Genomic DNA, 12,176 nt, shown 5'->3' with positions numbered 1-12,176 from the left:
TTGGCTCTATTTCATTAACATGGTGGCTCTCATTCATTAACCTAGCGGCTCTGCCGCGCCGAAATATTCAGGGTACGGCAAATATTATGTTAAGTTAGGGTCTTGACATCGTACCGCTGCTCTTAAAATATCATTAACTTCATAATATCAAAGTTTGAATTCAAAGTTAAAAAGAATTTGCTAGCCTGACTGCGATCGCGCAGAACCCACCGTGACGAGTAGAGACGACTCATCTGTAACGCCCGGTTGTCCACGTTGACCGTAACCCATTGACATCCCGAGCTGTTTTTATTGCATCTTTTAAATTTCCCTATCCAATACCAGAGTTGGCACGGGGTGACTTGATGGGCCGTACGCCAATCCAATGCGCCTGTCCACAAGCGCGATAAGCTTCTATGTGGCCCTTCCATATTTCTCTATGCTCCGAGTGTATCATCAAAAAAATCCTCCTCAGTTCATTCTGAGGAAGATAATCTCACGGACAAGATTAGGTTGATAGGTGGGGAATATTTTGATGATTAGTTCCCCATGTACTTTTTAAAACAGCGGGAAAGCCAAAAAGGAATTCCGTTTTCCAGTGGAGAATTGGTAAGTACTCAACAAATCCAACCAAAGGAAACGGAATTCTTTCATCTTTGACTAGGCATTACCCCCTGCCTTCCTTCTCAAGGAGGCTATTCTTTATGATTCGAACTCACACGCTCAATTCCTTTAAATTGTAAGTGCATAACGTGATTTCAAACCATCAATCGTCATATTTTCTTGAACATCCGTGTGTGGAATCAAAAGATAAATCCATGGTTTCCCATCATGCTTAATCTCATGCTGTGTAGCATGTTCACACCATTTAAGTACGGCCTTCGCTTTGTCCTGGACAATTTTGCTGTCCATTTCGGATTCTTTTTTTACTTCAACAATGTACTTGTTTGTCTTAGTTTCGACTACAAAATCAGGATAATACGTTGAGTTATGCCCGTAATAAATCTTGATATGGTTTTGATTCATGGATGGCTTGAACCATTTTTCTAGGTTTGGATCATTTTCGCAAATCACCGCAAACCGCCGTTCACTATCAGAATCGAATTTTTGTTCCTTGTAAAGACATTTCAGAAAACCGCCGAATACCATGCTTTTGATCCGCGATTTATCTGGAACCGGTTCACGGAAGGAACGTACTCCTTCATCCGTTGCAGTAGTATAGTAAGCGTTCTTTAACGTCTCAAATCCTTTTGGAATGGTAACTTCATAGTCAGTGGATTGTGCATAGTAATGTTGTTTCATCTGGGCATGAATCAATTCTCCAAGACGGACTCGATGATACAAGAGAACATTACGAACTTTTTGGTCATCGTTTAGATATCCTTGTAAATGTTGAACTAACTGCCCAGCCAGTTTATATAGAAGATCGGCATGATCATCATATGAAATATCGGGATAATCCATTAAAACGGATACCAAGTAATCCTCAAACCGTTCTTCTTCATACTCGCATTCATTTCTTTGCAGGATTTCACGTTCGTTTGTCCGCAAATGTTGAATGAGAATGTGATCTTCTACAGGTTGCAGGTTAATGCCGCTAACATCCAGATCAAAGTCATGGTAACCCCAGGAAAGCCCGCCAACTGGCTGAACGATGATTCTCGGAATATCGATGGTGTGCTGAATTGTCTTTTCCACAAAGATTTCGACGATTTTTTCCACCATTTCCTGGCGTTGCTCCGGGTACAAATCCAATTCATGAGGAATATACGCTGCTTGCACTTCTCTCACCAATTGCATTTTCACTTCCGGTGTATCCAACTGTTTGGAACTGGACAGATATTCAAAGCTCTTGACTTTTGTTTGTACCAAATCGATTACCTGTCGAATATTGGACTGGACAGCCGGAATGGTTTCATCAAGCTGCTTATGACCCGAGTTTTGGATGACTTCCTGAACCATTTTTTCCTCAATCGTTTGGGTCACGATGTCTTCAATGATGGGTGGAGCAGTAATCGCCTTTTTTTGTTCTTTAGCCACATCTCTACCGATGATCACACCACTGCGAATAATCGAATTCGGATTATTCGCTTCGTCGACGATCTCTTGAAATTTATCGTGGGCAATAATGGTCAATCGGTCTACCGCTTTTACTCCGGTGGGTTTCCCGTAAGGCAAGCGAAGTCCTCTACCAATTGACTGTTCAACCAGCGTTCTCGAATTTGCGGTACGCAGCGGAATGATCGTGTATAAATTGGTGACATCCCAACCTTCTTTCAGCATGTTAACGTGAATAACAATTTCAGTTTCAGACTTGGGATCTTCAACCGCCATCAGCTGTTGGATCGTTTCGTCTTTTTCTTCGCCGCGTTGATTGGAGTGAACCGTAATCACTTTATTTTTATATCTGCCCTCAAAAAATGAATCCGATTGGATGGTTTGAAGCAATTGGGCAGCATGATTGGTATCCTGGGCAACGATAAGTACAAACGGTTTGACGATGGGCTGATGATTCTGTCTTGCGTAAACTTCCAGTTCAACTTTGGTTTCTTCATGGACTATAATTCCGTCTTCCAGTTTAATCCGTTCCAGTTCTTCTTCTGAAAAATGATCGGCATTAAAGTTTTCGCGTGTAGCTACCGCCGGTTCCTTGACAAATCCATCCCCCATCGCTTTATGTAACGGATAACTGTAGATGACATTTTTAAAAGGGGTTGATCTTGTCCCGCTTTCTACTTGAGGTGTTGCTGTTAATTCCAAACCAAGGACCGGATTCAGTTCATTCAATACCCGTATGCCTGCGGATGCCCGATAACGGTGCGATTCATCCATCAGAAGAACCAAATCAGGCAGGGAAGAGAGATATTCAAAATAGCTTTGTCCGATATACTCCCGAAGTCTCTTGATACGCGGCGAATTGCCACCACGTACTTCGGTGTTAATTTTTGAAATATTAAATATATTGATATGAATTTCTGTATCGCCGAATAAACTTTGTTTTCTTACACCTGTTCCTTCCTCGTAGTTATCTCCGGTAATAATCACCGGCTGATTGGCTGCAAATTCTGAAATCCCTTTAAAGACGTACTTAGGTGTATTGGGTGTAAAGTCCTGAATCAATTTATTGTAAATGGTCAGGTTAGGAGCGAGAACGAAAAAGTTTTTCATTCCTTTGGCAATGTACAAATAAGAAATAAACGCCCCCATTAAACGTGTTTTTCCAACCCCCGTCGCCAATGCGAAACAGAGAGAAGGAAATTCACGTTCGAAATCGGTGACGGAAGGGAATAAGGATTGAATCCTCACTAATTGTTCCTGAAGGGAGTCGGGAGTATGCTTCCCTAGCTCAACAACATCAAGGACGTCGGCCAATATTGCAAGAGATTCCTTTTGTGGTTTTCGCAAACTTAATCTTGCGGAAATAGCGTTGACATGCCGATTCATTGTCCATTCTCCTCCCCAAACAGATCCACCTGCTCTACCTTTTCTTTATTCGGTATTTGAGCGATGGATAAACTATAGTCATCCCTTCCAAACTCGCAACGCTTCAGTATGGAGGTCGGGATTTTTTCAAATGTAATCTGGGGATAATCTTGCGGATTCACTGTAAAAGCCTTACAACAGATGAGCAAAGTTTCATCTTCTGCCATCTGCTCTTGAATTTGATCCGCAATTTCCCGAGTGATCAATTGGGTTGTTGTATAGATATAGTCCGTTTCAGTGGATTTGCCTTGTTTCCAGTAGAAAGTATCATCCGGACTGTAAGTGAAACCTTTATGTTTGCACATGGCTTCCGCCAACATGGTAGAATTGTATTCTTTGCTGATCACCCAGTTGCCAAACTTGTCTTTTTCAAGCAAGCTGGGAGCCAAACGATAGTAACGGAAACCACCGCCGCCTTGCCAATTGACTGCTTTACTGATCCCGCCTTGATCCGTACCATCAATAACTTTTTTCATTCTAGGAATAATGTGGGTATGGCAATGCTCTCCCAATTCAATCATAATCCAATGGCGACCCATTTTATGAGCGACTGCACCTGTTGTTCCGGAGCCTGCGAAGGAATCGAGGACAATGTCACCTTCTTTTGTTGCAATTTGTAAAATTCGTTGGATGAGCCTTTCTGGCTTAGGAGTTGTAAAAACATCGTCTTTATTAAACGCTTTTATTTCTTTTTTTGCTTCTTGATTATCTCCAACTTCATCACGAAGCCATAAGGTTTTTGGAACAACTCCTTCTTGTACTTCATTTAAAAAACGTTTAACAGAAGGCACATTATTCCCGTCTTTACCAAACCAAATTCTATTATCCTTCACTAATTCTTCGAATTTTTCTTTAGATACAACCCAACTTCTACTCTCAGGTGGCATTACGATTCTTCCAGAGGGAGTAGTAATAGGATAAATATCTCTTGGATTTGGTGTCTTTACGGAAAGGTCGCTTGGTTTCCATGGTCCCCTCGGATCATTATCAGGATTTTTATATCTTTTATCTTGCTCTTCAGTTCTTGGCAACAAATTCAATTTAAAAGACATCTTGTTTTTTGCATATACGAGAATATAGTCATGAACGTCCGAAAAAAACTTAGCATCATTACTTGGCGAATATTTTTTCTGCCAAATAATAGAACTTATAAAATTATTTCTTCCAAAGATTTCATCACAAACAATTTTCAAGTAATGGGATTCATCATCATCAATTGAAATCCATAAAGAGCCATCCACTGATAAGAGTTTATGAATTATTTTTAATCGGGCTTGTATTAATGAGAGCCACAAACTATGTTCAATGCCATCATCGTAATGTTCAAACGCATTTCCCGTATTATAAGGTGGATCTATATAAATACACTTTATCTTCCCAGTAAACTCTTGCTCCAACGCCTTTAACGCAAGCAGATTATCCCCAAAGATTAGCCGATTATCAAAAATATCATTCTCACTTACTCGAAAATCAGCATGGTATGACAAATCAGGATCTTCTAGCAATATCCTTGGCTCAAGCCGGGGTTCCTGATCCTTCCCAATCCACATTAATTCTAACTTCGTTCTTCCGTTCATAATTTACACCCCTGCTAAATCAATCTCCACTTAATCGTAAACAAATGTTTACGGGTTAATTTCTGCTCCAACTTTTTCTCCACATCAGCAAACAACCGCTCCTTTTGGCGGTCAATCTCGTCTTGCTCATTATACAAATTACGCCGCATTTCACTGCGTTTTTTCTCGCGTTCACGGATCGTTTTATTGATCTCCAGTTTTTCAGCAATTTGCCGCGTCATTCTGGCATCTTTCTGAAGCTGTGCGATCTCCAAATCGATTTCTTTCAGTTCGATTTCGAGTTTGTCTTTTAAATCTTTGGACCATTTATCCAGCTTTTCAAGCTCCCGATCCAAAAACTCGTTTGTTCGTTGATGAATTTTATGCAAAATGGCTGTTTCCTGCTGCTTTAAAATATTCGATAACAAATGACGAATCGGTTCTGAAAGACTGACCTCTTCATCCACGGATGCCGGTACGTCAAACATTTTTTCACAAATGTCCTGTTCGATTTGGTTTCCGTCTGCGTCAATGCAGGTGAAGATTAAATATTCTTCTTCCTCCGCTGAACTCACTTGCAGCAAATCCAAAGATAACCAACCGAATTTCCCGACCAGATTCGATAATACACTGACTTTTCCGATGTACTCCGAATATTTGAATACGACTTCTCTGGTGGACAATTCCCGGCTCTTCGCCTGCTCAATCCATTTGGCAGCAAGAGAGTGCCCCAATCGATAATGATGAACATAGCTGTCATGGTTTGCCTTACGGACTTGCGAAATCATTTGATATTTCTCTTGACTTTGATTCAGTTTGAAGCTAAGTGAATGATCATCAAATTGGGCTTGCGTACTTCCTTCAAATGTAGAGAGCCCCCAAAGATGACGCTCCAATTTGTTCATATGCAGACTGGTTTGCTCGTAGTGGTCCCTGAGCTTTTCCCTTACTTCATCATCAAAGTTTTCGAGCAGGTTTTTGCGGGTCTCTTTCATCTTGCATTGAATCTGCTCATCCAATTCGGCTTGTAGCCGGTTGAAAGCATCCTGAATCTCGTCAGCAGTTCGGCATGTTTGATAAATTTGCTGGATTCGTTTTTCAAAGTCAACTCCAGACTCTAGTGAGCCAAGCACTTCATCGGAAGAACCGAATACGCCGTCAAACAAGTTAAATTTCTGTTCGAGCAGTTCAAATACCCGCTTATCCGCTTCGTTTTTGCGATTTAAAAAATTAATCACGACGACATCGTACTTCTGCCCATAACGATGACAGCGACCGATTCGCTGTTCAATTCGTTGCGGATTCCAGGGTAAATCATAGTTGACGACCAAGCTGCAAAATTGCAGGTTGATACCTTCCGCAGCTGATTCCGTTGCAATCATTATCGACGCTTCATTCTTAAAATGCTCTACCAATGCGGCACGTATGTCAGCCGTTTTCGAACCGGTGATCTGATCATCGTCCTTATGCCTTTCAAGCCAATGTTGATAAATTTCATTGATTTCCGGCGAATTGTTGGAGCCGTTAAACATGACGACTTTACCGGCATATCCGTTCTGCTCCAGCATTTCTTTCAAATATAACTGGGTACGCCTGGATTCCGTAAAAATAACCGCCTTATCGTTGGCACCAAGTTCACGCAGTTTAGCAAAGCCTTTAGACAATGCAACAAGTAAGGCTTTTCCTTTCTCATTCTCAGTTATAGAGTTTGCAAGCTGATAGTAAGAAAACAGTTCATTTCTTTCAGCCGTGATGTTTTCGCTGACATGATCCGCTTGCAGTTCTTGTCCGGCCGCGTCAGGTGTATCTTCATCCGATTCATCCCACTCTTCAGCTGTTTCATTGATTTCATCGACATCTTCATAAATTGGAGTCAAAACATCTTCTCCCTGCTGCTCTGCCAAAAGAGCTTCCAGCCTCTTGACAAGGGAAAGCAATGTATCCGAAATGGCAAAGGTGGAGGAAGCGAGGATTTTCCTCACAACTAATGTCATCAGGGTTCTTTGGCTTTTGGGCAGGGCATGAATATCCTCCCGCTGCAAATAGGCGGATACTTTCTCATACAATTCCCACTCTTTGGCACTGGATGTGAATTCCTGAACGATGGGAATTCTCTTGGTGTATGGCACATATTCCGTAACTTGGCGACGAAGCGTCCGGTGACATATCGGTTTAATCCGTTGTTTCAAATCCATAAAATCACGTTTGGTGATTTCTTTCGTTCCATGACCAAATTGTTTGCGAAAAGTAGATTCATCCCCAAATATATATGGATCAATAAAACTGATCAACCCGTACAGTTCCATAAGTGAGTTTTGTAGTGGGGTTGCTGTTAACAGCAGCTTCGGGTACCCCTCTGTTGCATCACGCAAAACTCTGGCGATTTTATTGGATTTTTTATAAACATTCCGCATTCGATGGGCTTCATCGATAATCACCAGATCCCATTTTTCACGTTGAATGTCTTGTGCCTTATTGCGGGCAAATTGATACGAACAAATGACGACATGATCCTTTTGACTGAATGGGAAGGGATTGCCTTCCCTATATATCTCATTGTAATTCTTGCTCTCCAAAATAACCGAAGGGATATAAAATTTTTCTAGTAGTTCCCGATTCCATTGCTTCCGTAGCGGTGGGGGAACAATGACTAAGATTTTTCGTTTTCTCTCCGCCCATAACTGACTAATAATTAATCCGGCTTCAATTGTTTTGCCGAGGCCTACTTCATCAGCCAGCAATGCTCCCCTTTCCAGAGGTGCCCTAAATCCAAAAAGAGCCGCTTCAACCTGATGAGGGTTCAAATCCACGGTAGCGTTTATTAAAGATTGGCTTAGCCGACCAACTGTATTGGAAGCACTTTGTTTTGTCAGTTCGTATGCGTAATATTGACTATGATAAGGGGTAGTCATTGTATGTATCACCTATTTCTAATTTCGGGTTGTGACAACACCAATCACAATGACAGTGCATTTACGTCTACGATGACCTCCGCACTTCCGCAAGAACCTCATCTGGAATTCTCCCGAGAAAATAATCCTCAATCAGTTCCCAGAATACATCATTGCTTACTTCATTTTCAAACAGATACGTCAGCATCGCCACCGAAATTTTATGGCGCATTTTAACATTTTCGAGAATAAAGTTCCGATAATTATGAGGATCCCGTAAACTGCGTTCCATTTGCAAACGGGAGTTGATACGCAGGAAAATCTCCGGATTGACTTTCGGAAGGTATACTTCGACGGCCTGATCGTTATCATCTGTTGCTCCTGATTCATGGAGTAGATACCGTGTATCGGTACGAATCCAATCGATAAAACTTGCATACCCGCTGTTTTGAATCGTGTAGCGATTACGACTTTCGTTGTAAGTAATAAACCGCGTATAAAAGTTGGAATGTCGCCGTTTCATACGGTCATAATTGTCTGCGCTTTGAACTAGAATAGAAGCTAAGTTTTCACTGGAATACCTATCCCCGCCCAGAAACTTTCGTAGTTCCACCGCCACTTCTTCCACGGAAAAATAGGTTTTATCTCTTGCATAGGAACCGAACAAATCTGCAATCTTATCTAACTTACGACTAAGTTCTGCAAGAAGACTCTGTTGGTTTGGCACCTTAGGGAATACTTGAATTTGCAGGATCGGCAGCAAGTGGTTCGCAACCTTCTCTGCATCCGCTGTCGCATTCCTCGAAATGTTGGCTCAAATAAGCAACATGCGATTACTTTAGATATTGACACAGAAGCAAGAGGTTTTGCAAGGCTCATTGATAAATTCTGGCCATCAACACTTGAACTGGGGTGGTTCTGTCCTTCAGCGCGAGCGAATAACCATTATTTGGAATCAACTGCATAACTCATGATAACAGAACTCCCTGACAGATCCTGTCATGGAACAATCGTTCTTGATGGGAACAAACCGGGGATTTTTTGATTCGGAAGACAAAGAGGACAGCTGGGTGGCTGTCCCTCAAACAATCTTCAATCCTTCTTTGACCACAAAAGATACACAACGAATTCGTTCCGAATGCACGGTATCTTCCGCTTCAAATACATTCGCCAGTTCGTAAGGCTCACCCGATCGGACCAACAGATACTGCTCTACCGTAAGGTTTGCAGGGTCGACGATCCAATATTCGGGTACCCCAAACCTTGCATAAGATTCTTTCTTCATCACCCGGTCTCGCTTGGCACTGTTCGGAGAGAGAATCTCGATCACCAGATCAGGGGGGCCGACCACTGCGTGTTCTTCTATGATGGACTCCCGACTTCGATGAACCATCAGGATGTCAGGTTGTCGGGTCTCAGTATCCGAAAGTATCACATCTACTGGGGCGTCCATAATAATGTATTCTTGATCGCACGTATTCTTAAGAATGTGTTCCAGGTTACTGCTGATTCTCTGATGAGTTGTAGTCGGTGATGGCTTCAGTTCCAACTTCCCGCCGACAATCTCATACTGATTCCCGTCTTCCGGGAGCTTCATGTAGTCGTCTACTGTCCATCCCGATTCCTTAATTGTTAGTGGATTCGACTTCTTCCCTTCATATCCCATAAGCGCCACCCTGGTCAACGAGAATTGTTTAACGCCTCCGCTGCAATTTCTCTTCTGGCCGAAATTTCTTCCAACAGTTCGGTATACTCCGGATTCGCCGCTACAATCATTTCCTTAATGTTGGCTGCGTGTTCACTAAGAATGTTGGCTGCGTGTTCACTAAGGGAGGGCACCGTATAATTCCATCCCTCACCGTTAGCATCCACACACTTTTTCAACAAGTCCAGTAACGAAGTACCCCACTCCTTCTCATCCAGGTTTTCCGGGAGTTCGGGGTAATAATGGAAGTATACGCCGTGCATCAGTTTTTCTGCGATGGAAAGCAGTCTGAACGGGAGATCCCCTTTGTGGATTTGATCGGCGATTTCTTCCGGAAACTTTTGATCATCCTGGGCCAACCGATCAAACTGACTTTGATCGATAATATGTTCTTCCTTGGCGATCCACAGCTCTACCCAATCGACAACCCTTGCGAAGTCGGTGGGAAGCCCCAGTTCCAAATCGGGAGAAGGCTCGTCCAAATTCACTACATAAGATTGCCCGAACTTGTTGACTCTCACATTCCCTTCCACTCCCAACCAACGAAGCGACAAAAGAGCGTGGGTCTTGGCAGCCGGTTTGGCTTCTTCGCTTCTGCACAGACGCCGCAACATTTTTTCGCTCCGGGTATGAGGATAGTAACGGAGAATTCGGACGCCCATTACGGATGTTTCGGGTGTTTCGATCCAGTCTTGAAGAGTGTCCAGAATTTCCTCGACTGGTTCTTCCATCATCCAATCCAGATCCAGTTGTCGTTCCGCCAGATCCTTCAAGGGAAGCATTCCGTGTGCTTCCAGGAAGTCAACATCGAATTCATGAACCATTTCACGAAAGGACCGTTCCAGATCGGCTGCCATCTTGGGAAGTGACTGCCGGAACTTGTCCGGTATCCCACTGGATTTCAAGGCTAATCGAAGCCACTCCGCGAGGGCTCTCGGATTTTCCCGAAAAACGATCAGGGCTTGCACAACCAATTCTTCGGTAAAAGGCAGCTTTTTCAATGCATATCGAGCTAAAATCGTTTGAGTGTCATCATAAGACTGCATCATGGCAGTGGATAGCGCCAGTCCTACCCACGCCTCTTCACTCTTCTCATTACCAGTGACCGCCTTGTAGAAATAATTTGCCGCAGCCCCAAATGCTTCTGCCATCATATAGTCGTGGGCTTTGTCCAAAGTTTCTTGAACATCAACAAAATGCATAACAAGAAGCCTCCCTGCTCTTACAGATTATCAAGCCTTTCTTCAATAACTTCCCGGTCCGGTTGATCACAAAACGGAAGACCCCAGCGATAAATTTCCGCAGCTTTTTGTTTGTTGCAGAGTTCCGGCAATGAGTTGGGTGCGTTGTCAATATCCCCCACCCTACATATCCCCAGACACATGTTGGATGCTCTTCTGTCAAAGCTTGGAACAAGTCTTCCCCTTTCTCATGCGATCAAGCACGGGATCAATATCGCGGTGACCTCTTTCTTGCATTTTAGCATCCTTTCTTTCACAATTGAACCTCCCGTGACTAAAGTCACGGGATTCTTGGGTAAAGCCGAGTAACCTCGACTAATTTACCAAGCTATCTCCGTAGTTCCTACGGTTCCTGCGATTATGCAGATAGTAGTCTTTTGCCTTCGGCAAGAATGTTTCTACTTGCGTTAATGTCCCTTTGATGATGCGTATTGCAAGAAGGACATATCCATTCTCGTAGATTCAAGTTCTTCACTTCCTTGTTCTGATAATGACACTTCGAACAAAGTTGAGAAGAAGCGAATGCTTTGCCTACTGCCACTACGGTACGTCCGAACCATTTCGCTTTATATTCGAGCGTGGTACGGAACTGATACCAAGATACTTCACTGATGGCTTTTGCCAACTTGTGATTTTTCATCATATTGGATACTTGCAAATCTTCAATCGCGATGATGTCGTGGTTTTTGACAATATGCGTTGAAATCTTTTGCAAGTAGTCTGTTCTTGCATTCGCAATATGCTCGTGGAGTCGAGCCACTTTAATTCGTTGTTTATTCCAGTTGGATGATCCCTTCTTGCGTCTGGAAAGTTTGCGTTGTTCACGGGCTAATTTTTTCTCTAACTTGCGCAGGAATTTAGGATTAGCAAATACTTCTCCATTGGAGAGTACAGCAAAATCCTTTAACCCAACATCGATGCCAACATCTTTGTTAGCTTTAGGCAGTGCATGCACTTCTGTTTCAACCGGAGTCGTATGGCCTGAAGGCGTTCGTACATTCTACAATCTCTCGTGCGTTTAATTCGCTCTTCAATTTCAGCGATGGTTTCCTTGTTTTTCATGGCCATTCACCGTCCTATTATTGATCTCGATTAGTTCGACGGTGGAGCCATGAAACCCTCTCTGATTCTGGAACTATTCAGGTTCAACTTATATAGAAACTGTCGTACCGAAAATATGGCAATCAGTATCATGCACGAACAATCATTTGTTAAAATGAAATTTAAAGATAACATTGTGGAGGTACTTACTAGAGTCTGTTTAAAAACTACGTACTGAATTAAAATTCTGAACAAAATCTCACCAAGCGGAATTCCTTTT

The 12,176-nt window shown here is 42.7% G+C and carries 7 protein-coding genes and 1 pseudogene; all 8 read right to left on the bottom strand.

Features of this window, described 5'->3' with window-relative positions; genetic code table 11:
* Positions 1-711: 711 nt before the first annotated feature.
* The gene (locus ACFO8Q_RS09945) at positions 712-3,423 is read right to left on the bottom strand and encodes a DEAD/DEAH box helicase family protein (RefSeq protein WP_380025619.1); all 2,712 of its coding nucleotides are present in this window, start codon (positions 3,421-3,423) and stop codon (positions 712-714) included.
* Positions 3,420-5,039 carry a site-specific DNA-methyltransferase gene (locus ACFO8Q_RS09940; RefSeq protein WP_380025618.1) on the bottom strand — a complete coding sequence of 540 codons (1,620 nt, stop codon included), beginning with the start codon at positions 5,037-5,039 and terminating at the stop codon, positions 3,420-3,422. The genes ACFO8Q_RS09945 and ACFO8Q_RS09940 overlap by 4 nt, the downstream gene beginning before the upstream one ends.
* Positions 5,040-5,053: 14 nt before the next feature.
* Positions 5,054-7,930 (bottom strand): SNF2-related protein, encoded by a 2,877-nt coding sequence (locus ACFO8Q_RS09935; protein WP_380025617.1) that lies wholly within the window; start codon positions 7,928-7,930, stop codon positions 5,054-5,056.
* 67 nt (positions 7,931-7,997) lie between these two features.
* Positions 7,998-8,672 carry a hypothetical protein gene (locus ACFO8Q_RS09930; RefSeq protein WP_380025616.1) on the bottom strand — a complete coding sequence of 225 codons (675 nt, stop codon included), beginning with the start codon at positions 8,670-8,672 and terminating at the stop codon, positions 7,998-8,000.
* 318 nt (positions 8,673-8,990) lie between these two features.
* Complete coding sequence (locus ACFO8Q_RS09925; protein WP_380025615.1) at positions 8,991-9,575, bottom strand: Uma2 family endonuclease; 585 nt, start codon at positions 9,573-9,575, stop codon at positions 8,991-8,993.
* 14 nt (positions 9,576-9,589) lie between these two features.
* Positions 9,590-10,816 (bottom strand): hypothetical protein, encoded by a 1,227-nt coding sequence (locus tag ACFO8Q_RS09920; protein WP_380025614.1) that lies wholly within the window; start codon positions 10,814-10,816, stop codon positions 9,590-9,592.
* Between the two features lie 20 nt (positions 10,817-10,836).
* Complete coding sequence (locus ACFO8Q_RS09915; RefSeq protein WP_380025613.1) at positions 10,837-10,977, bottom strand: hypothetical protein; 141 nt, start codon at positions 10,975-10,977, stop codon at positions 10,837-10,839.
* Between the two features lie 236 nt (positions 10,978-11,213).
* A pseudogene (locus ACFO8Q_RS09910) lies at positions 11,214-11,849 on the bottom strand (RNA-guided endonuclease TnpB family protein); the annotation flags it as partial.
* Between the last annotated feature and the right edge of the window lie 327 nt (positions 11,850-12,176).

It is taken from the genome of Effusibacillus consociatus (assembly GCF_042652925.1).
Classification (GTDB): Bacteria; Bacillota; Bacilli; order Tumebacillales; family Effusibacillaceae; genus Effusibacillus; species Effusibacillus consociatus.
Note: the sequence above shows the minus strand (reverse complement) of the source record. Positions and strands in the feature narration are given on the sequence as shown.